At 41.1% G+C, this 22622-nt stretch carries 21 protein-coding genes; 6 read left to right on the top strand and 15 right to left on the bottom strand.

Annotation, left to right across the window (positions count from 1 at the left end):
* Nucleotides 1-161: 161 nt before the first annotated feature.
* Nucleotides 162-380: a 50S ribosomal protein L31 gene (gene rpmE / locus PVK62_RS05000; RefSeq protein WP_122033730.1), complete on the bottom strand. Its 219-nt coding sequence runs from the start codon at nt 378-380 to the stop codon at nt 162-164.
* Nucleotides 381-618: 238 nt separating this feature from the next.
* Between rpmE and priA the strand changes: the two genes are divergently transcribed.
* The 5 genes from priA (at nt 619) to hslU (ending at nt 6842) form a co-directional block, all read left to right on the top strand.
* Nucleotides 619-2820, top strand: coding sequence for a primosomal protein N' (gene priA / locus PVK62_RS04995; protein ID WP_274442416.1), 2202 nt, complete (start codon nt 619-621; stop codon nt 2818-2820).
* Between the two features lie 193 nt (nt 2821-3013).
* Nucleotides 3014-4021 carry a DNA-binding transcriptional regulator CytR gene (cytR, locus tag PVK62_RS04990; RefSeq protein ID WP_274442415.1) on the top strand — a complete coding sequence of 336 codons (1008 nt, stop codon included), beginning with the start codon at nt 3014-3016 and terminating at the stop codon, nt 4019-4021.
* 174 nt (nt 4022-4195) lie between these two features.
* Complete coding sequence (locus tag PVK62_RS04985; protein ID WP_274442414.1) at nt 4196-4771, top strand: SPOR domain-containing protein; 576 nt, start codon at nt 4196-4198, stop codon at nt 4769-4771.
* Between the two features lie 189 nt (nt 4772-4960).
* A complete protein-coding gene (gene hslV, locus PVK62_RS04980) occupies nt 4961-5485 on the top strand; it encodes an ATP-dependent protease subunit HslV (RefSeq protein ID WP_122033733.1) in 525 nt (174 codons plus the stop codon).
* Nucleotides 5486-5507: 22 nt separating this feature from the next.
* Nucleotides 5508-6842, top strand: a complete 1335-nt coding sequence (hslU, locus tag PVK62_RS04975) for an HslU--HslV peptidase ATPase subunit (protein ID WP_274442413.1) — start codon at nt 5508-5510, stop codon at nt 6840-6842.
* 131 nt (nt 6843-6973) lie between these two features.
* Here the strand turns inward: hslU and PVK62_RS04970 are convergent, their stop codons facing one another.
* Nucleotides 6974-7375 (bottom strand): OsmC family protein, encoded by a 402-nt coding sequence (locus PVK62_RS04970; protein WP_274442411.1) that lies wholly within the window; start codon nt 7373-7375, stop codon nt 6974-6976.
* Between the two features lie 245 nt (nt 7376-7620).
* Here PVK62_RS04970 and crp point away from each other — a divergent pair, with 245 nt between their 5' ends.
* Nucleotides 7621-8253: a cAMP-activated global transcriptional regulator CRP gene (gene crp / locus PVK62_RS04965; protein WP_005421074.1), complete on the top strand. Its 633-nt coding sequence runs from the start codon at nt 7621-7623 to the stop codon at nt 8251-8253.
* A gap of 70 nt (nt 8254-8323) precedes the next feature.
* Here crp and PVK62_RS04960 read toward each other — a convergent pair whose 3' ends face one another.
* The 13 genes from PVK62_RS04960 to PVK62_RS04900 form a co-directional block, all read right to left on the bottom strand.
* On the bottom strand, nt 8324-9118 hold the full coding sequence (locus PVK62_RS04960; RefSeq protein ID WP_274442410.1) for a DUF1338 domain-containing protein: 795 nt from the start codon (nt 9116-9118) through the stop codon (nt 8324-8326).
* Between the two features lie 12 nt (nt 9119-9130).
* A complete protein-coding gene (astD, locus tag PVK62_RS04955; protein ID WP_274442409.1) occupies nt 9131-10588 on the bottom strand; it encodes a succinylglutamate-semialdehyde dehydrogenase in 1458 nt (485 codons plus the stop codon).
* Between the two features lie 12 nt (nt 10589-10600).
* A complete protein-coding gene (gene astA / locus PVK62_RS04950) occupies nt 10601-11617 on the bottom strand; it encodes an arginine N-succinyltransferase (RefSeq protein WP_274442408.1) in 1017 nt (338 codons plus the stop codon).
* Between the two features lie 151 nt (nt 11618-11768).
* Entirely contained in the window at nt 11769-12983 is a 1215-nt protein-coding gene (locus PVK62_RS04945) for an aspartate aminotransferase family protein (RefSeq protein WP_274442407.1), read from the bottom strand.
* A gap of 308 nt (nt 12984-13291) precedes the next feature.
* Nucleotides 13292-13870: an aminodeoxychorismate/anthranilate synthase component II gene (locus PVK62_RS04940; RefSeq protein WP_274442406.1), complete on the bottom strand. Its 579-nt coding sequence runs from the start codon at nt 13868-13870 to the stop codon at nt 13292-13294.
* An 85-nt stretch (nt 13871-13955) separates the two neighbouring features.
* Nucleotides 13956-14972 carry a tryptophan--tRNA ligase gene (gene trpS, locus PVK62_RS04935; protein WP_274442405.1) on the bottom strand — a complete coding sequence of 339 codons (1017 nt, stop codon included), beginning with the start codon at nt 14970-14972 and terminating at the stop codon, nt 13956-13958.
* 119 nt (nt 14973-15091) lie between these two features.
* Complete coding sequence (locus PVK62_RS04930; RefSeq protein WP_274442404.1) at nt 15092-15775, bottom strand: phosphoglycolate phosphatase; 684 nt, start codon at nt 15773-15775, stop codon at nt 15092-15094.
* A gap of 5 nt (nt 15776-15780) precedes the next feature.
* Nucleotides 15781-16458, bottom strand: coding sequence for a ribulose-phosphate 3-epimerase (rpe, locus tag PVK62_RS04925; RefSeq protein WP_274442403.1), 678 nt, complete (start codon nt 16456-16458; stop codon nt 15781-15783).
* A 149-nt stretch (nt 16459-16607) separates the two neighbouring features.
* The gene (gene dam, locus PVK62_RS04920; RefSeq protein ID WP_274442402.1) at nt 16608-17438 is read right to left on the bottom strand and encodes an adenine-specific DNA-methyltransferase; all 831 of its coding nucleotides are present in this window, start codon (nt 17436-17438) and stop codon (nt 16608-16610) included.
* 83 nt (nt 17439-17521) lie between these two features.
* The gene (locus PVK62_RS04915) at nt 17522-19021 is read right to left on the bottom strand and encodes an SPOR domain-containing protein (protein ID WP_274442400.1); all 1500 of its coding nucleotides are present in this window, start codon (nt 19019-19021) and stop codon (nt 17522-17524) included.
* A gap of 3 nt (nt 19022-19024) precedes the next feature.
* Complete coding sequence (gene aroB / locus PVK62_RS04910; protein ID WP_274442398.1) at nt 19025-20113, bottom strand: 3-dehydroquinate synthase; 1089 nt, start codon at nt 20111-20113, stop codon at nt 19025-19027.
* 38 nt (nt 20114-20151) lie between these two features.
* Entirely contained in the window at nt 20152-20670 is a 519-nt protein-coding gene (gene aroK / locus PVK62_RS04905; RefSeq protein ID WP_045101110.1) for a shikimate kinase AroK, read from the bottom strand.
* Nucleotides 20671-20892: 222 nt separating this feature from the next.
* Nucleotides 20893-22614: a type IV pilus secretin PilQ gene (locus tag PVK62_RS04900; RefSeq protein WP_274442397.1), complete on the bottom strand. Its 1722-nt coding sequence runs from the start codon at nt 22612-22614 to the stop codon at nt 20893-20895.
* Nucleotides 22615-22622: the final 8 nt, after the last annotated feature.

Below are 22622 nucleotides of genomic sequence, written 5' to 3'. Positions count from 1 at the left end.
TTTTAAAACAATGAATTGTATAATAGTTGATCTATCTCAAACTTCATAGCCTTGGTATACACATCGTACCAACAATAATGAGGGATAAAATGGTCAAAATCTGTTTTTTAGGCATAAAAAAAGGAGCCCTATAGGACTCCTCTTTTATCGGAAATTGGTAATTATTTCTTAGAACCAATTGCACCGAAACGTTTGTTGAAACGATCAACACGGCCGCCAGTATCTACGATACGTTGCTTACCAGTGTAGAACGGGTGACATTCGCCACATACGTCTAGGTGGATTGTGTCTTTGCCTAGCGCAGATTTGAATTCAAATTCGTTGCCGCAAGAACAAGTAGCTTGAACAGCTTTGTATTCTGGGTGGATACCTACTTTCATGGGGAAAACCTTATAGTTTAGGCCGTGTCGCCATCCGAATCTAAGCCGAACACCACACGTAGTTTAACAAAAATAGTAGGCGTAAACAGATTACACCTACTTAAGGTCGCGTATAATAATGAATCCGGAGCGATCAATCAACTAATCTGTTACTTTTTTCACCGATTATTTTACTCCGTTGCGATATTCTTATCTAAGAGTAGACTATTCCTCATCTTATTCCTTACTGATGTTATCCATGCTGTATTCAATCGCCCACATTGCACTGCCTGTTCCTCTTGACCGCACCTTTGATTATTTAATCAAACCGGGTCAAACACCTGTCATTGGTGGTCGTGTAAAGGTGCCTTTTGGTCGTCAACGTTTAATTGGCATCGTTGTAAACCTCAGTAATGAATCTGAATTTTCTCGTGAAAAGTTAAAAGGCATTGATGCCGTACTTGATAACAGCTCATTGTGGCCTCCTCATCTTTATAAGCTGCTTAATTGGAGTAGTACCTATTATCAGTATCCTTTAGGTGAAACCTTGGCTAATGCAATGCCTGCGTGGCTACGTAAAGGCCGAGAAGCCAGTTTTTCTGCATTAAAAGCATGGCAAGTGACTGAACTAGGAAAAAATCAAGATCTCAATAAATTAACTCGTGCTCCTAAGCAAGCGAAAGCTCTCAATTTAGTACGCCATCAGCAATGCAGCCATGAGCAAATGCTTGAAGAAGATATAAACCCTGCCACGTTAAAAGCAGTCGCAGATAAAGGTTGGATAGAAGAGATATCTCTTGCTCCAAAACCGAGCTATTGGCAACGCAATGTTGAGGTAACTCAAGAGAAACCACAACTCAATGAAGAACAAGCCATTGCGATTGCAACCGTCAATGCAAGTCCTGGCTTCGGCTGTTATTTGCTAGATGGCGTAACAGGCTCAGGAAAAACCGAAGTGTATTTGCAATTATTAGAGCCCATTCTGAAAGCAGGCCGCCAAGCTCTGGTTTTGGTTCCTGAAATTGGCTTAACCCCACAAACGATTAATCGCTTTAAGCGTCGCTTCAATGTTCCTGTCGATGTTATTCACTCAGGTCTAAATGACACCGAACGTTTAAATTCATGGTTAGCAGCACGAGACAATCACGCAGGTATTATCATAGGTACTCGCTCAGCCCTTTTCACCCCATTTAATGATCTTGGCATCATCATTGTTGATGAAGAGCATGACGTCTCTTATAAACAGCAAGACAGCATGAGATATCACGCTCGTGATCTTGCCGTGATGCGTGCCAATTTAGATAACATCCCTATTATTTTAGGCTCAGCAACACCCGCACTAGAGACACTACACAACGCTAAGGTTGGAAAATATCATCACTTAACGCTAACGAAACGTGCAGGTACAGCGATTCCAGCTCGGCATGGGGTATTAGATGTAAAAGGTCTATATTTAAACAGCGGTTTATCTGCACCTTTAATTGCTCAAATGAGAAAGCACTTATCTGAAGGCAATCAGGTAATGTTATTTTTAAACCGTCGAGGCTTCTCTCCAGCCTTAATGTGCCACGAATGTGGTTGGATGGCGGAATGTAAACGTTGCGATGCTTTCTACACATTCCACCAACACAGTAGCGAGATCCGTTGTCACCATTGCGGCTCACAACAACCGATCATGCATCAATGTGGTGGATGTGGCTCAACTCAGCTGATCTCGGTTGGAGTAGGTACAGAACAACTTGAAACTCAGTTAATGAACTTATTTCCTGAATACAAGACTGTACGTATTGATAGGGACAGTACTCGTCGAAAAGGCAGCCTAGAGAATTATTTAGACGCGATCAAAAATAATGAATATCAAATTCTAATTGGTACTCAAATGTTAGCAAAAGGCCACCACTTTCCCAATGTTACCTTAGTCGGATTAATTGATGTCGATAGCTCGCTATTTAGTAGTGATTTTCGAGCACCAGAGCGCCTAGCTCAGTTATTTATTCAAGTGGCAGGACGTGCAGGACGCGCGAGTAAGCCGGGGGAAGTGATTTTACAAACCCACCACCCTGAACATTCCCTATTACAGAGCTTATTACATCAAGGCTATGGGCACTTTGCTGAGTATGCTTTACAAGAGCGTAAATTTGCACAATTACCACCTTACAGCCACTTATCTCTGTTTAGAGCAGAATCAAATAACAATGAAAATGTTGAGCAGTTTCTACGCCAAGTACGTGATATTTTAGAAAGTCACCCACAATTTCATGATGCAACTCCGGTACTCGGCCCAATCCCTGCACCATTAGCACGACGCGCAGGAAAATACCGCTGGCAACTGCTTTTTCAGGCTCCGAATAGAACCGTGATGCAATCCATGTTACGTGGTGCAAAAACAGCGATTGAATTGCTTCCACTCGCCAAGAAAATTCGTTGGACGTTAGATATAGAACCACAAGACCTTAGTTAAGGTAAGGGTTTATATGGCGATTGTTTTTGCACAAAAAGAAAACAATCGACCTCCATGTGAGTCAAGTCACAATATAGATGTAATTTTTGTTAAATAACCCGTATTTAAATCTTTATTTTGCACATAAAATATCTCTTAAAATAATTAAGCAATCGTTTACTTTAGATTTGATTTTGGTTGGGAGAGGAATATTATGGCGACAATGAAGGACGTTGCTTTATCGGCAGGAGTATCAACAGCTACCGTATCACGAGCATTAATGACTCCAGAGAAGGTTTCACTATCGACTCGTAAGCGTGTTAATGATGCAATATCAGAAACAGGTTATTCTCCAACGACATTAACACGTACGTTGCGCCGTAATGAATCAAAAACGATTGTCACCATTGTCCCTGATATTTGTGACCCTTACTTCAGTGAAATCCTACGAGGTATTGAAGACGCAGCAGTAGAGAATGGTTATGTCATTTTAGTTGGTGATAGCAGCCAACAACAAAAACGTGAGCAGTCTTTTGTAAATCTTGTTTACACTAAACAAGTGGATGGAATGGTATTGCTAGGATCAGATCTTCCTTTTAATGCCAGTCGTCAAGAACAAAAGAACTTACCTCCTCTTGTAATGGCATGTGAATATGCGCCAGAACTTGAACTGCCAACCGTACATATTGACAACCTAACAGCTGCATTTGAAGCGGTAAACTACCTAACCAAATTAGGTCACAAACGGGTGGCTGAATTATCAGGACCAGAAAGTTCTTCACTATGTCAGTTTAGACATCAAGGCTACCAACAAGCCTTACGCCGCGCTGGTATCGCAATGAATAATGCCTATATTCATTATGGTAACTTTACTTTTGAAGCAGGCGCAGCAGCAATAACTCAACTCCTCTCTCTCTCTTCACCACCAACAGCTGTTTTTTGTCACAATGACATCATGGCCATTGGCGCAATTCAAAAAGCAAAACAGATGGGTTTTCGTGTTCCACAAGATATTTCAATTATGGGTTTTGATGATATTGAATTCTCACAATACTGCGACCCACCATTAACCACTATTTCGCAGCCTCGCTATGAAATTGGTCGTCAATCCATGCTCATGCTACTAGAGCTATTAAAAGGCAATGATGTTCGCTCAGGATCACGATTATTAGAATCATCTTTAGTTATCAGAGAGAGTACCGCACCACCAAAAAATCGTTAAACTTAATATTAAAACGATAAATAATGAGAATAATTCATTAGAAATTGCTCTTTAAAGTAATCTATTTGTCTAAATAGTGACTTTTTGCGTACTTTTTTACACAAGTACTGGTATGAATTCATACAACTGATTACCATGAACGACTCTCTTTAAAATCTAGTAAAGTAAAGAACTGTGGCTAATAAAGATTACGTAAAACGTGGACGCTCTCCTAAGAAAGCGACAAAAAAAACAACCAAGAAAAAAGGCGCTAAGCTACCTGAATCTACAGGTTCAACGCCATGGAAAGCTGCGGCTGTGGCTGGGCTCTTAGTTGCTGTTTTTGGCTATGCCCTTTACTTTTTAAACGACGCCCCAACACCAGAGAAAAAAACAACGGTAACGGAAGTCACCCCAGTTAAAACAGAAAAGAAAACCAATAGCGAAGATATCCCTCCTATGCCAGAAGAGCAATGGAGCTATATGGATGAGCTGCCAAATAAAGAAATTGAAGTCGTACAAAAAGATCTGAAAGTATCAGAGGTCCCTTACATTATGCAATGTGGAGCCTATAAATCTAACGCACAAGCTGAAGAACGTAAAATGAACATCGCTTTTCAAGGCTTAAGCTCAACAGTACGAAAAAAATCAGGGAGCAGCTGGTATCGTGTCGTTCTTGGTCCATACAAATTTAAACGTGATGCCGAAAAAGATCGCCATAAATTACAACGCGCTAAAATTGAGCCTTGTGCAATTTGGAAAGATCAGTAATCACGCAGCATAAGAACGCGATTAAAATCGCCCATAGCACCACACATTTAAAAAGGAGCGCATTGAGTGCTCCTTTTTTCTATCTATTCAACTTGAAAACCCTTCTCCTTCCCCCCATTACAATAGTAATAATCATGAAGATGATGCCATGCTTTAATTAATGACATCATCGAATAAGAGGTTTTACTCGTGACTACAATTGTTTCTGTACGCCGTGAAGGCAAAGTCGTGGTTGCTGGCGATGGCCAAGCATCTCAAGGTGATATGATCGCGAAAGGTAACGTTAAAAAAGTACGTCGCCTATACAATGATTCAGTACTTGTTGGCTTTGCCGGCAGCACTGCCGATGCCTTTATTCTGTTCGACCTGTGTGAACGAAAACTAGAAATGCATCAAGGCAACCTAACTAAAGCTGCGGTTGAGTTAGCAAAAGAGTGGCGCAGTGACCGCACTCTACGTCGTCTTGAAGCAATGTTAATCGTTGCTGATAAAACGACCTCTTTAATCATCAGCGGTACGGGTGATTTAATCAATGCCGATAATGATCTATTAACCATTGGTTCTGGTGGTTACTTTGCTCGCTCTGCAGCGACGGCATTACTCGAAAATACTGATTTAGATGCACGTGAAATTGCGACAAAAGCACTAACGATTGCGGGCGATATTGACGTCTACACTAACCATAATCATACCGTTGAAGAACTGAACGTTTAACGACAAATAATAAGGAATACCCATGTCTGAGATGACTCCTCGTGAAATTGTACACGAATTAGATAGCCATATTATTGGTCAAGATAAAGCAAAACGTTCAGTCGCGATCGCACTACGTAACCGCTGGCGTCGTATGCAACTTAATCCAGAGTTGCGTGCAGAAGTAACCCCTAAGAATATTTTGATGATAGGTCCAACAGGTGTTGGTAAAACTGAGATTGCCCGCCGTTTAGCTAAATTAGCAAACGCACCTTTCATTAAAGTTGAAGCGACTAAGTTCACCGAAGTTGGCTATGTTGGTAAAGAAGTCGACAGTATTATTCGTGACTTAACTGATGTGGCAATGAAAATGACTCATCAGCAAGCGGTAGAGAAAGTAAAATTCCGCGCTGAAGAGCAAGCAGAAGATCGCATCCTTGATATTTTATTACCACCCGCACGCGATGCATGGGGTAAAAATGAAGAAGGTGATAATAACTCAGGCACTCGCCAATCTTTCCGTAAAAAATTACGTGAAGGCAAACTAGATGACAAGGAAATTGAAGTTGATGTTGCCGCCCCTCAAGTTGGCGTAGAGATCATGGCTCCTCCTGGTATGGAAGAGATGACAAACCAACTTCAAGACATGTTCCAAAACCTTTCCGGTGGCAGCACCACTAAAAAGCGTAAAATGAAGATTAAAGATGCGCTTAAAGCACTGACTGAAGAAGAAGGTGTAAAGCTGGTTAATCCTGAAGAACTAAAAGAACAAGCCATCTTTAACGTAGAAAACCATGGCATCGTCTTTATCGATGAAATTGATAAGATCTGTAAAGGTTCAAACTCTCAATCTGGTGATGTTTCTCGTGAAGGTGTGCAACGCGATTTACTTCCGTTAGTTGAAGGCAGCACCGTAAGCACTAAGCACGGCATGGTAAAAACAGACCACATGCTATTTATCACATCAGGTGCTTTCCAAATGGCAAAACCATCTGATTTGATCCCAGAGCTACAAGGTCGTTTACCGATCCGAGTTGAGCTTGAAGCACTTACGGCTAATGACTTTAAGCGCATCCTAACAGAACCAAATGCATCGCTAACAGAGCAATACATTGCTTTATTGGCGACAGAGAATGTGAATATTGAATTTACTGAAGATGGGATTAGCCGTATTGCTGAATCCGCATTCCAAGTTAACGAAAGCACAGAAAACATTGGGGCGCGTCGTCTGCATACCGTGATGGAACGTCTGATGGAAGAGATCTCTTACGACGCATCAGAAAAAGACGGTGAAAGTCTTGTGGTTGATGCCGATTATGTCACTTTGCGTCTAGGTAAATTAATTGCTGATGAAGATTTAAGCCGCTTTATCCTGTAATAAATAATTACCATACCAAAAATAAAGCCTTACTCGATCAAACGAGTAAGGCTTTTTTATTCGTTGTAATTTAACCCATAATAATGAACAGATAATTACTGTCATTGGTATAATGATTACAGGAATAACGATTAAGCTAAAATCTCCCACGAATGTGTCATTTCAATGCCTTCCCCCAGCATTAAACAGACAGAACAATACTTTTGTAATGAATCCGCAGTCACCTTCTCAACAATTGCCTTATCAAGATCATGCCCTGATACTTCGAAGTGAATATTTACATGAGTAAATATTTTTGGTGCCGTTGCTCTGCGCTCACTTGATACTTTTGCGATACAAGCTGTGACCGCTTGACCTGCTGATTTCAAACCATCAACCACATCAACGGAACTGCAACCACCCGCAGCCATTAACACTAATTCCATTGGGCTTGGCGCTTTTTCTCCACCATTACCATCCATGACAATGGAGTGACCAGATTGAGATTGACCTAAGAAAGTAAATCCATCAATCCATTTAACTTCAGCGTTCATAAAAGCCTCTTTACTACATAAAAGGAAAACTCGTGATCCATTTCACGAAATTGTGCCCTTGGTCGCACATTTCATACGATCAAAGTCAAGAAATCAACGGCGAAACAGGGTATGATTTTATCAATTATCTCAACGAACATGCAGCCTTGTTCCGATAACCATATTGTATAGGCCAAACTGATATTTGGCTCAGTTATTTTAAAATGGACATCGCCTACTTGGCAAACGCAGAGGAAGTATAAAGTATGGTTCTAGGTAAACCTCAGACAGATCCAACATTAGAGTGGTTCTTATCTCATTGTCACATTCATAAGTATCCTTCAAAAAGTACTTTGATCCACGCTGGTGAAAAAGCTGAGACACTTTACTACATCGTAAAAGGTTCTGTTGCTGTGCTAATTAAAGATGAAGAAGGAAAGGAAATGATCCTTTCTTACCTTAATCAAGGTGACTTCATTGGTGAGCTTGGCTTGTTTGAAGAAGGTCAAGAACGTTCAGCATGGGTTCGAGCAAAAAGTCCTTGTGAAGTTGCTGAAATTTCATTTAAGAAATTCCGTCAACTTATCCAAGTAAACCCAGATATTCTGATGCGTCTTTCTGCTCAAATGGCAACTCGTCTACAAATCACTAGCCAAAAAGTAGGTGATTTAGCATTCCTAGACGTGACAGGCCGTATCGCTCAGACTCTATTGAATCTAGCTAAACAACCAGATGCAATGACTCACCCAGATGGCATGCAAATTAAGATCACTCGTCAAGAGATCGGTCAAATTGTAGGTTGTTCACGTGAAACTGTTGGCCGTATCTTGAAGATGCTTGAAGAGCAGAACTTGATCTCCGCACACGGTAAAACAATCGTAGTTTACGGTACTCGTTAATTTAACGCTTATCTTAAACGAATAAAAACGCAGCCCTTGAGCTGCGTTTTTTTATGCCTAAATTTTAGAATTAACTGTCTGTGCTTTCAAAAATTTTGTCCGCGGACGCTGCGACAAACCCAGTATATATTTTCCCGTTTGGCAGTGTATAGCGCTTAGCAAATTCATAAAACCCACCAGGGATCTCAAACTCCCCCTCAGTAAAGCTCACTTTCACTTTATCGGCCATGGTTGATGACTGCTCTAAGTAAACCTCAGGAGAACCTTTTACTTCACCACCTACTTCGTTCATGGCAAAACCGGCATCACGTAAGTGTTGGTTCACATCAACCACTTCAGTAAACGCTTCAAGCTGATTAACGTAAACCGTAAAGTGATTAGCGCCATAACCATGAGCCGCTAACCAAGAAGCGTACTCACTTTCTTTTGCTAATATTTGGTACTCTTCAAAGCTTAGCGACCAAGGACGGCCGGATGAAAGAAAATCACTGGTGGCAAAATAATGCGTAGGAACTTGCTCAACCAAGGCATGAATGATCGTCTGAGTCTCAAGTGATAACTCTTCAACTAAAATCTCACTAATAAACACGAGTGGCGCATTAGGATCTGGGTGCTCAAAATGCTGCGCTTTGAGTTTTTTCGCTTCAAAATCATATGTCTCACACGCTTTATAGCCTATTGCTAAAAATGGCGTAGCAAGAGTCTGTAGTCCAACTTTAGGTAAATTAAACGTACGTAGCGCAATATGATCGTTAATCAGTTCATCATTATTAGACAATAATTGATGCACCTTCCCAGCCGATGGGGATAAGCGCGCAATATAATCTTGCCACAATGACGAAAATAAAGAATTTACGTTATTCATGCCTATCACCTCTTATAGAGTTAAACCCGGAGAGAGTTGAGCGGGGATTTCACATGTATCCCCTTCCATTGATGCCATTGGGTAGGCACAGTAATCCGCCGCGTAATACGCACTTGGTTTCATGTTTCCTGATGCCCCCGGACCACCAAATGGCGCGTCACCGCTCGCTCCCGTTAATTGACGATTTCGATTCACAATCCCTGCACGAATATGTTCTACAAAATATTCCCACTCACTGTCATCCGTTGAAACAAGGCCTGCAGATAATCCATAGCGAGTGTCATTGGCAAGCTCTATCGCTTTTTCTAATGTCTCATAACGCACCACTTGCAGTAGTGGTCCAAAGTATTCTTCATCCGGTAATTCAACAATCTTAGTCGCATCGATAATGCCCGGAGAAACGAAGGCATGCCCTAAGCTTTTGGCTTCAAGCAAAGACTCTCCACCCATATTTTGTAAATTCTTCTGGGCGTTTAGAATACATTCTGCCGCCGCGACTGATATTTGCGGTCCCATGAATGGCGCGTTATCAGCAAAAGGTTGGTCAACCACAATGCTTTTTGCTACCTCAACAAGGCGAACTAATAGATCATCGCCTGCTTTTCCAATAGGAACATACAAACGACGAGCGCAAGTACAACGTTGACCCGCACTAATGAATGCCGATTGAATAATGGTATAAACCGTCGCTTCTTGATCACCAAAATCTTTTGAAATCACCATCGGGTTATTGCCGCCCATTTCTAGAGCCAGCATTTTTCCTGTGTCTCCTGAAAATTGGCGATGCAGAATATGTCCAGTATTCGCACTACCGGTAAATAACAGGCCATCAATACCTTTCGCCCCCGCTAGCGCTTCACCTGTTGCACGAGCGCCTTGCACTAAGTTGATTACACCATTTGGCAAACCTGCTTGCTGCCACAGCCGCATAATGACTTCACTGGTCCATGGCGTCTGCTCTGAAGGTTTTAAGACCACGGTATTACCCGCAAGCAACGCAGGAACGATATGACCGTTTGGTAGGTGTCCTGGGAAGTTATACGGGCCAAAGACAGCCATAACACCTAAAGGTCGATGTCTTAGTACAATTTTATTTCCTGCCGCTTCACGCTCTTTATAGGGCGTTCTTTCATGATAAGCACGAATAGAAATCGCGATTTTCCCAACCATCGCACCGGCTTCGGTTTTGGTTTCCCAGAAAGGTTTACCTGTCTCTTTAGCAATCACTTCTGCTATCTGATCTGCATTTTCTTTTACTAACTCAGCAAAACGCTCAATGATCACTTGGCGCGCTTCAAAAGGCTGTTTTTTCCACTCAATAAAGGCATGCCGTGCCGCACTAACAGCTGACTCAACCTGCTCTTTGGTTGCGCTGTTCCCTTCCCACACCACGTCACTGTTGTACGGGCTTATTGATTGTATGGTTTCACCATTACCTGAAACCCAATCCCCTGCAATCCAATGTGTCATATCCTTTGTCCTCTATTGAGCTAATAAACGTACGTAATCATCAACATCTACTTGCAGTGCCGTTGCCGCTTCTTGCGTTAAATGAACGGTATCGGTCGCTTTATCATAAGCGGCGGTGGTTGCTGTTGCTCTGAAATTCTCAAACGATGTATTTGAAATTAAATACTGCTGCGAGCTGTTATGCTCTGTGATGATAACTTTAGCTTTAAATGAATTTCGCACTGATTCTATGCTACGTAAATCACATTCAACCGTCGGCCCTGCATCAAAAATATCGACATAACCTCGACAGCGAAAACCTTCATTTTCTAATAGTCTTAGAGCAGGTTTAGTATTGTCATGAACCTTACCAATAACCGCCTGAGCCTCTTTACTTAATAAGCTAACGTAGATCGGCAACTTAGGCATAAGATCAGCAATGAATCCTTTATATCCAATACCCGTTAGATAATCCGCTTCGGTAAAATCAATCGAGAAAAAATGCTTCTGTAGCCACTTCCAGAATGGAGACTCTCCTTCTGCATCAGAAACACCACGCATTTCAGCAAAGATGGTGTCAGAGAAACGGTGCGGGTGCTCCGCCATCATTAAAAAACGCGCTTTAGACATCAATCGTCCATTAAGACCTTCACGAAATTCAGGGCGTAAGAAAAGCGTACATATTTCAGTGCTACCCGTGTAATTACTGCCAAAAGTCAGTACCTTCACGACATTATTAACATTGAGCTTACGTGAGAAATGAACCACTTTACTGATGTGATAATTATAGAAAGGTGAATCTAAACCAACGGCGGCTTCTACCCCTGTGGTACCCGTAACCTCACCGGTGACCGAATCTTCCCCAACCATGAGGTAACCTTCTGTACTAGGGGATTGAACTTCTTTTTGAAAGCTCTCAATAGAGTGATCAATTCGATTTCGTAATTGCTCTTCATTGACAGGTAATGAGGTAAAGCCATGGCCAGATTCTACGGCACACTGATGAAGCGCAGGATAATCTTCCTGAGTGATAGGACGAATAACAAGCATCAATATTCCCTCCGATGCGATGTTTCATAGACAGTGCTAAGTCCAATAGATAAAACGTCAAGGCTATCTATTGGAATGAACACCTAGGTTTTAAATCTAAATAAAAAGAGGGCTCCCCAAACTCCGGAGTTGCCCAAATTTCTATATGAATCTATTTATTTAATGACGCAAGTGCCTTATCTAAACGAGTAAAACCAAGCTCAACGTCTTCTTTTGTGATCACTAGCGATGGTGTAAAGCGAACTACATTCACGCCAGCCACAAGTACCATTAGCCCTTGCTCTCCTGCGGCAACAAGAACATCACGAGCACGACCTTGCCATGTGTCATTTAATGCGGCGCCAAGTAGTAACCCTTTGCCGCGGATCTCTGCGAACATATCGTATTTTGTATTTAACGCTTCTAGTCCATCGCGGAACCATTGCTCACGCTCTTTTACGCCAGCCAATGTTTCTGGTTTGGAGACTTCTTCAACTACAGCCTCAGCCACTGCACACGCTAATGGATTACCACCATACGTTGAACCGTGAGTACCCACTTTTAAGTGTTGAGCCAACTCTGTTGTTGTTAGCATGGCACCAATAGGGAAACCGCCACCTAACGATTTTGCTGTACTTAAGATATCAGGTGTCACACCTAAACCTTGATAAGCATAAAAGTCACCAGTACGACCATTACCTGTTTGTACTTCATCAAAAATAAGCAGTGCGTTGTATTTATCACACAGCGATCTAACGCCTTCTACAAATTCTGATGTAGGAGAAATTAATCCACCTTCACCTTGCAATGGTTCCATCATAATTGCACAGGTTTTTTCTGACATGTGCGCTTCAAGCTCTGCAAGATTATTGTATTCAAGATGAGATATATCACCCGGCTTAGGGCCAAACCCATCAGAATACGCCGCTTGGCCACCGACTGTTACGGTAAAGAAAGTTCGACCATGGAAGCCTTGTTTAAATGCGATGATTTCACTTTTCTCTTCTCCATGAACATCTACTGCCCAGCGTCGAGCTAACTTAAGTGCGGCTTCGTTCGCTTCTGCACCAGAGTTCGCAAAAAATACTTTTTCTGCAAATGACACTTCGGTTAATTTTTTCGCTAAACGAATAGCTGGTTCATTGGTCATCACATTACTAAGATGCCACAGCTTCTGTGATTGCTCTTGCAACGCGTTAACCATCACAGGGTGACAATGACCTAAACAACTTACGGCGATGCCTCCAGCAAAATCAATGTACTCTTTTCCTGCTTGATCCCATACACGAGCACCTTCCCCTTTAACTGGAATAATTTCCATTGGGTTATAACAAGGTACCATTACATCATTAAAATCTTTACGTTCGACGTTTGAATTGGTCGTCATCACACTTTCCTTCTGCGTATGCCGTTTTTCAGCATAGTATTTACAAACCATTAACCTTTTCAATAGCACAAAATTCTTTTTTTGAACTAAAAAAGTTCCATTTTATATCGACAAATGACTGAAGAGTCAGTTTATTAGAATAGTTATAATTCCAAGCTATAGTAGGCAACTAGATAAGTAAACGAATTTATAAGAATAGATGGCATTGCTCTTATGCATAAATCATCAAATAAAAAATGCACTGAAGAGACAAAAGAAAAAGCAAGAAGGGTGAACTGGATCGCTCTAGGGAATTGAGGTGATATTAATTATTTATTAAAAAAATTAGCAAGAATGTCGTGACCTTGCTCTGTCATTATCGATTCAGGGTGAAATTGTACCGCTTCTATCGGTAATGTTTTGTGGCAAAAACCCATGACTTCATCCATCTCTCCTACTTCATTTTCCGTCCATGCCGTGATTTCAAAGCAGCTAGGTAAGGTCTCAGCTTTAACAACAAGAGAGTGATACCGAGTAACAGTAAGCGGATTATTCAACCCTTGAAATACACTTCGATTGGTATGAATAATTGGGGAGGTTTTTCCATGCATCACTTTTTTAGCACGTACCACATCACCACCAAATACTTGAGCAATAGCTTGATGGCCTAAACACACGCCAAGAATTGGTAATTTCCCTGCGAAATATTCAATGGCTTGCAAAGAAATGCCAGCCTCGTTAGGAGTACAAGGGCCTGGAGAGATAACCAAGTGAGATGGGTTAAGCGCTTCAATGCCTGCAATGTCAATTTCATCATTACGAACCACTTTTACCTCAGCACCTAACTCACAGAAATACTGATATAAGTTATAGGTAAACGAATCATAATTGTCGATCATTAACAGCATAAAAAACTACTTAGGAAGATGAATAAGAAATAAAAATTGCCCGCAAGGAAACCCTACGAGCAATCTATTTTATCAGAGCGACAGACTATGGGCGAGTAACAAAACCAACCGCTTCAAACGCTTTTTTCAATGTAACAGCTGCGCGCTCAGAGGCTTTCTCTGCACCCGCTTTCATAACAGAATCCATGTAGGCACGATCGTCACGAATACGCTTGTATTCAGATTGAATCGGCTCAAGCATAGTCACAATGGCTTCACCAACGTCTTTCTTGAATGGACCGTACATTTCAACACCTTGGTATTGCGCTTCGATCTCTTCAAACGTTTTACCTGATGCCGCAGAGTATAGACCCATAAGGTTTGATATACCTGCTTTATTTTCCCAATCATGAGCTATACGCGGTGGCATTTCTGCATCTGTTTGTGCTTTATTAATCTTCTTAAGAATTGACTTAGGATCTTCTAGCAGCGTAATAACGTTTTTACGGTTATCATCTGATTTAGACATTTTTTTCGTCGCGTCTTGCAGGCTCATTACACGCGCATTCACTTGTGGAATGTACGGTTCTGGCACGGTAAATAATGGCGCTTCAGGGCTGTAGATATTGTTAAAACGATTGGCAATATCACGCGCTAATTCTAAGTGTTGCTTTTGATCGCTACCTACAGGCACTTGATGTGCACCATAAAGAAGAATATCTGCCGCCATTAATACTGGGTAATCAAACAAACCTACGTTAATGTCATTTGCATAACGCTTTGATTTATCTTTGAATTGAGTCATACGATTCAATTCACCCATTTGAGTGTAACAGTTAAGAAGCCAACCAAGTTGAGCATGCTCTGGTACGTGCGACTGAACAAATAGCGTGCTCTTCTTTGGATCAACACCAACCGCTAGACAAATTGCCAGTGCATCGAGAGTTGCTTCATGCAGCGCTTTAGGATCTTGGCGAACCGTAATGGCGTGAAGGTCTACTACACAGTACTGACAATCATAATCGTCTTGCATCTGTTGCCATTGACGTAGAGCACCCAAGTAGTTACCGATACTTAGTTCACCTGATGGTTGAACACCACTTAATACGATGGGCTTGCTCATGGTTATGATTCCTTGTTTAACTGTAAAAATTAAATGATCCACGATGGGATCATTTAATGGTTATTCTGTTTGTTTTGATAAGGCCAAAAATTATATTTAGCTGTACTTATCAATGAATACTATCTTGCCACACTCATCACGGCTAATAAATAATTAAATTCATCACTGACTACATCTGGCTTACTGTCTGCTATTGGTTCGCCATGGTTATAGCCATAAGTCAAACCAAAGCTATAACAACCCGCCGCTTGTGCCGCTTGAATATCATTTCTTGAGTCGCCCACCATCAACATCTCAGAAGCGGTTAATTGATGCTTATCGAGTAGCCAATTTAGCGCAAATGGGTTTGGTTTCTTCTCAACGAAGGTATCGCCACCAATGACATCAACAAAAAGGTGATCTAGTTGATGCTGCTCAAGCAACTCTGGAACAAATTGAGCAGGTTTATTCGTGACTAAAGCTAAGGTGTATCCTTGCTGATGCAGCGCTTCTAGCGTCTCTTTTACTTTTGGGTATAAGTGACTTAACTCATGCCCACCATCATGGTAGTGATGATCTAAACGAGCACGAGCCTGCTTAATCAATTCAGGGTCTAGTCCTTCTTGAACGGTAACACTTTGGCTTAATGCACGAGAAACAAGCACATCAGCACCGTTGCCAATCCAATGAGACGCTTGTTCTAGCGTTACTCTTGGATAACCAACATCTTGCATTGCAAGGTCAACTGCACGAGCTAAATCTGGAACACTATCAAGCAGCGTTCCATCTAAATCAAAAGCGATCAGTTTGATGTTTTCAAACATGGTTCTTAATTACCTTTCACTTTTGCTAATTCAGCACGCATTTCATCAATCACTTCTTTGTAGTTTGGTTGATTAAAAATAGCAGAGCCTGCTACGAACATATCCGCACCCGCTTCAGCAATTTCACGAATGTTATCAACCTTCACACCGCCATCAATTTCAAGACGTATATTACGGCCAGATTCATCGATAAGTTTACGAACTGCACGCAGTTTATCTAGGGTATGAGGAATGAATGATTGACCACCAAACCCTGGGTTTACAGACATAAGTAAGATCATATCTACTTTATCCATAATGTAATCAAGGCAAGATAATGGCGTTGCTGGGTTTAATACCACACCAGCCTGACAGCCGTTTTCTTTAATTAATTGAAGCGTGCGATCAATGTGTTCTGATGCTTCTACATGAAAAGTGATCATCGTTGCGCCTGCTTTAGCGAACTCAGGAACCAGGCTATCTACTGGCTTAACCATTAAATGAACATCGATAGGAGCAGTAATGCCGTAGTCACGCAGCGCTTTACAGATTGGCGCGCCAAACGTTAGGTTTGGTACATAGTGGTTATCCATTACGTCGAAGTGAACGACATCGGCACCTGATGCTAATACTTTCTCAACATCTTCACCAAGACGAGCAAAATCAGCAGAGAGAATAGATGGTGCGATCAAAAAATCTTTCATATTGAGCCTCAGGTTAATCATTATTTAAGTACCGCTATAACGATATAGCGCAATCGATTAAATCGACGGCGCAATTCTACCTGATAATTACAAACCTGTCTTAGGCTCTGTTAACCTTTTGAACGGAATTTTGAAGGGGGATGTTCTATTTACTCAGTACATTTAGGCGCATAAAACAGAGCCATTAGCTCATCCACTTTATTTCTACTGCCACCATTTCGACTAATAGTGCGCTTTACCTTAATCGTACTCAAGGTTGCACCATGGTACAAACGTCGTGTGAGTGTTGTATCGTGGTTAGAAACAAGAACGGGGATATCACGTTCAAATGCTGCTTTTTCAGCGATATCAGCCAATGCGGCCTGATCATCTAATGAAAAACCATTACCCGCATAAGAGGTAAAATTCGCGGTTGTTGATAGGGGTGCATAAGGGGGATCACAATAAATCACGCACCCTTTACGAGCACGCTTAAATGTTTCTACGTACCCCTCACAAACAAACGTTGCTTTCTTAGCTTTTTCAGCAAAAAAGTACATCTCTTTTTCAGGGAAATACGGCTTCTTATACGAACCAAAAGGCACATTAAAACCGCCTTTTTTGTTATAACGGCATAAACCATTAAAACCATGACGATTCATGTATAGGAAAAGTAACGATCGACGATAGGTATCTGTGCATTGATTAAATTCAATACGTAGATCTAGATACACTTCTTTTTGATTGTATTCTGGTTGGAATAACGCACGAGCGTCTTCAACAAAATGTTCGGGGTCATCTTTAAGGTGATTATAAAGATTAATCAAATCAGGATTGATATCGGCAAGAAGGTATTGATCATAGTCAGTATTCAAAAAAACTGAGCCCGCACCGACAAAAGGTTCGATCAGTTTTCTAGCATCGGGAAGATGGCGTTGAATTTCTTCTACTAGGCTATATTTACCGCCAGCCCACTTGAGAAATGCACGATGCTTTTTCATACGTCTTTTACGCCCTATTACCTTGATCCAGAAAGCGGGGGATTGTACCCTATTTTTTCACTATGGTCTGTTTATCTTAGTGCTTATTTTACAGAATCAATCTCTCGATGCACCTGCACTAAAGATTTAGCCCAAGGCCCTAAGCTTTGTACTGAACTTGGTAATGTTTGTACTGCACCACGCGCCGCTGAGATTGAAGCATAATCACCAAAAGTAACGATGTACCAAATAGAACCATTACGCAATGCTTGATAGATACGAGCCGATTTATCAATCTGATGTTCAGTCAGGAACTCTTGTACCGCTTCTTCATTAGTTAATGCCGCTAACTGCAAGACATAACGTTTTTGAGAAATACCTTTTAACTCGCTATTCGCCAAGCTAAATGTGATGTTTGAACTGGCTTCCTGCTTAACTTCAGGCTCAGTTATTGGTTCTTCTTTTACTACTTCAACAGCCACGTCGCTAGGCTCTTCTTTTACTACTTCAACCGTCACGTCACTAGGCTCTTCTTTCACCGCCACGTCTTGTTGTTCTAATGCACCTTCTGAATCACTAACTAAAGAGTCAACTAACTCTGAAGGAACAACAACACGTTTACCCTCTTCAACAGTCGTCTCTGCAATAATAGCGGTATCAATCACATCAGGAGGAATAGTATGAGTATCATCTTCTGGCTGGTTAACACTTGTTAAGTCGGTATTATTAATCGCACCGCTAATTTTATTATCGAGATCAACCGCTAATTTTGTCTCGTGTTCTAGGGCGGTATCTACCACAGAAGAGACTGGAACTGTGGTTGCTTGATTTAGCCACCAATAGCTACCTGCGGCAGCCAAAAATAGCCCCCCAGCCACGCCTAAAATACCAATAGGAGAGTGCGTCACAGATCGAATAATAACTCGGCGTCCTTTTTTCTTGTCACCTAATACAATCAGCTCTGCAGGAAGACGATTACTTTTATCCACCAAATTACGAATACGACGCTTCTCTTCGCCATTTGCTTTAAAGCGAACCACCAACATTTCAGTAAACGTTGCGGCTTCTTCAGCACTCAATAATTCAATATCAATATCAATGGGTTTATTATCTTGCCCATAAGACATTCTTGCTAATGCAGGCGTTAACTTTCCAGCCTCTGAAAATAACAGGACGTTGATTTGCCAATTTGGTGTTGATTGCGCTTTTTGTACTAAAAGCCACAATTCACTGAGTAATTCAGTAGAAAGTAAGTGAGCGTCATCAATAACCAACAATAAATTGCACGCTTCGCCGGCTAACATACGGCCAATACTGTCAACAACAGTATCAAACTCATTAAAAAGCGGATCTCGGACCACTTGCTTTAAGATGATCCCACGTTGCTGTTGAATTGATTGATTTTTGTGGCACATAAGCAGAGCTTGATTGGCATCATCACTCCACTTTTCAAGATAACGCTGAGCAAGCCATGACTTTCCAGAGCCTTTTACCCCTTCAATATGTACTAAATTAGAACCAAAACGAGATACAAATTGAATGCGTGATAACACATCAATTTGGCTTTCTAATTCCAACACAGTTAAATCATGACCAATACTCATATTTTACGCCTTACATTGCTCAATTACATCAGCAAGCACATCTTCAGAAACACCAGTCACGACTTCAGAACTGCCAATTGATGTTGGCAATACCAAACGTAACTTACCTGACAACACTTTCTTGTCACGCATCATGTGCTTCATAAATGCATCTACTGTCATCTCTTTGGGTGCTTTAAGTGGCAACTTCGCTTTTTCTAATAGAGCACAAATACGCTCTACATCATTTTGCGAAATTAACCCTTCTTTTTGAGCTGTCACTGCCGCCATTACTGTGCCTGCAGAAACCGCTTCACCGTGAAGCCAATTACCGTAACCCATTTCAGCTTCAATCGCATGACCAAAAGTATGACCTAGGTTCAAGAGTGCACGCATCCCTGATTCTTTTTCATCTTTTGCTACAACATCAGCCTTAATTTGACAACAACGTGAGATAGCATAAACCAACGCATCATGATCCAATGCATACAGTTTATCCATGTTCTCATCAAGCCACTCAAAGAATTCACGGTCAATAATAATGCCGTATTTAATCACCTCAGCCATCCCTGCTGCGAATTCACGCTCAGGTAATGTTTTAAGACAATTAATATCGATAATAACGGCTTTGGGTTGATAAAATGCACCCACCATATTCTTACCAAGCGGATGATTTATTGCGGTTTTACCACCAACAGATGAATCAACTTGAGAAAGAAGTGTTGTCGGTATCTGAATAAAATCAACGCCACGTTGATAACATGCGGAAGCAAAACCAACCACATCACCAACAACTCCGCCTCCTAAGGCAACAATCGTTACGTCACGACTGTGATTTTCCTCAAGCAGAAAAGTTAAGATCTTATTGAAGGTGTCTAAATTCTTATATTGCTCACCATCGTCTAATTCCAACAATGATACTTGGCATTCAAGCGTGTTTAATGTCTCAATGACTTGTTGAGCATACAACGGTGCAACCGTTACATTACTGATAACGACAACACGTTTATTGGCAGGTATTACTGATGAAAAATACGCCGGGTTGCAAAACAACTCGGCGCCGATAGAGATGGGATAGCTACGTTCTGCTAAATCTACATGAATCGTTTCCATGATTCGTTCCCAGTATCTGTCTTAGTAAATAACTTGAATTAACGCTCTTCAAGCATTTGGATGATTTGATTTGCAACTACTTTTGCACTTTGATCATCGGTGCGAACAACGTAATCAGACACTTCTTCATAAAGTGCATTACGCTCTTTCGCTAGTGCTTCTAACACTTCACGAGGTTCATCAGTTTGAAGCAACGGACGTTTTTTATCGCGTTGTGTGCGAGCTAATTGCTTCTCAATTGTAGTTTCAAGATATACAACAACACCACGAGCAGATAAACGATTGCGACTCTCTTTACTAATTACAGAGCCACCACCCGTCGCAAGTACAATGCCTTGCTCTTGAGTTAAATCGTTAATTACACCTTCTTCACGTACACGGAATCCTTCTTCACCTTCCACGTCGAATACCCAAGCAATATCTGCGCCTGTGCGTTCTTCGATTACTGTGTCAGAATCAAGAAACTCCATATGAAGTTGCTGTGCTAAGTGTCTACCAATTGTACTTTTGCCGGCGCCCATTGGGCCAACAAGGAAAATATTTCGTTTTTCAGCCATTTTTTAGAAATTATGCAAAGTTCATTAACGACATTGCCAACAGTTGTCTCTTCTAGACATGCTTCTGTGGCACCATATTCCTCACAGATATTTTGTGATCAGACTAAAAATTATCTCAGTTAATAGCTAGTGATTGCAATAGCTAGATGAAAAGTTCAGCATAATAATTTTTTTTACCCCTTATTTCAATAATATTTCACACCTTAAAATAACGCTATCTTATTACTGTATAACAACTTTTGGGGTAACGAAGATTAATAATTCTTTTTTACCTATATTTTCTGAGCTACGACGAAATAGTGCTCCTAGCAAAGGAAGATCTCCTAATAAAGGAACTTTTTCTACACTATTTGATAATGAATGCTGATAGATACCGCCTAAAACAACGGTCTCACCATTATCGACTAACACTTGAGTTCCTATTCGCTGAGTATCAATTGCTACCGCCTCACCGGTCCCTGTTTTAACGACCTGACCCGGTCTATCTTGCGTTACAATCAAATCCAGAACCAAGCGATTATCTGGGGTTATTTGTGGTGTCACCATCAAACTTAACACGGCTTTTCTAAAAGAGACCGATGCCGCTCCACCCGAAGAGGCTTCTAAGTATGGGATCTCCGTTCCTTGCTCAATATAAGCTGACTTTTTGTTGGTAGTAATCAGTCGAGGGCTAGAAATTATTTCAGCCTTAGACTCCGCTTGCAGCGCCGAAAGTTCCAGATCCAACAATAAGTTAGAACCTAATTTAGCGACCTGAAAAGCAATGCTCGATGCTGCTGGATTGACTAAACCAAGATTTACATTTAAAAAATCATCAACAGGAAGTCCCGATTCCCCACCATCATATAACCCAATCGTCGCTAAATTGTTTTCAATTGAGCCGCCAACAGTGGTGCTGCCATTAATATTAGTAACCCCCCAGCGAACGCCAAGTTCATCTAAATGGCCTTCATTAATAGTAACAATTCTTGCTTCAATCTGAACTTGTTTGATAGGTACATCTAAGGTTTCAATAATATCTTTAATAACCGCAATACTTTCTGGTAAGTCACGCAGTAATAGTGAGTTGGTTCGCTCATCAACAGTGATACTTCCGCGCTGAGAGAGCATAGTTACCTCACCATCTCCAGTGAAAAGTTCGGCAATATCGGAGGCTTTCGCATAACTAATTGGAAGAATGACAGAAGAAAGTACTGTTAATTCCGAGGCCATTTTGTCTTGTTCTAAACTTTTTTTCTTTTGTATATCAAACTCTGATTTAGGAGCTACCAAGACCACATTACCTTCAACGCGCTTGTCTAAATGCTTAGCTTTTAGAATGATATCTAAAACTTGTTGCCACGGCACATCATCTAAACGCAGCGTTAAATTGCCTTCAACCGAGTCTGATACCACTAAATTAAAATCATTATAATCCGCGATCAACTGCAATACATGCCGCACTGATATATCTTGGAAGTTAATCGAAATCGGTTTTTTTTTATGATTATTTAATAAGATAGTATCTGAGCCCGTTGATTTTTTGGACTTAGAAACGATAACCGTCACTTGTTTATCTATTACATCGTAATCGTATTGATAGGCGTCATTCACCTCCACTGATAGTCTTGTGCTACTCCGATCTCTAAAGGTTTCAATTCGAGAAACTATGGTAGAAAAATCTTCGACATCCAAGATAACTAACTTATCATCGCTGATCTTAGTATCATGCAACTCAATAATTAATTTACGATTTTCTTTTTTTAAATCAATCAAAGCCGATGAAGAGGCGAGATCAATGATGATCACTCCCTCTTTTTTCTGACCCAATTTAAAATCGACATTCAACAGTTGATTCGTCACTATTTGATTCGCCTGAGCCGCTAAACTCACCCAACTGACAATAAAAATGACACTACATTGAATACTGAACAGTTTGATATTTTCCCTGCATCCTTGCAACATGCCTAATC

Source organism: Aliivibrio sp. S3MY1 (assembly GCF_028765575.1).
Classification (GTDB): Bacteria; Pseudomonadota; Gammaproteobacteria; order Enterobacterales; family Vibrionaceae; genus Aliivibrio.
The sequence above is the reverse complement of the archived record's forward strand: the minus strand, read 5'-3'. Positions and strand labels throughout refer to the sequence as shown.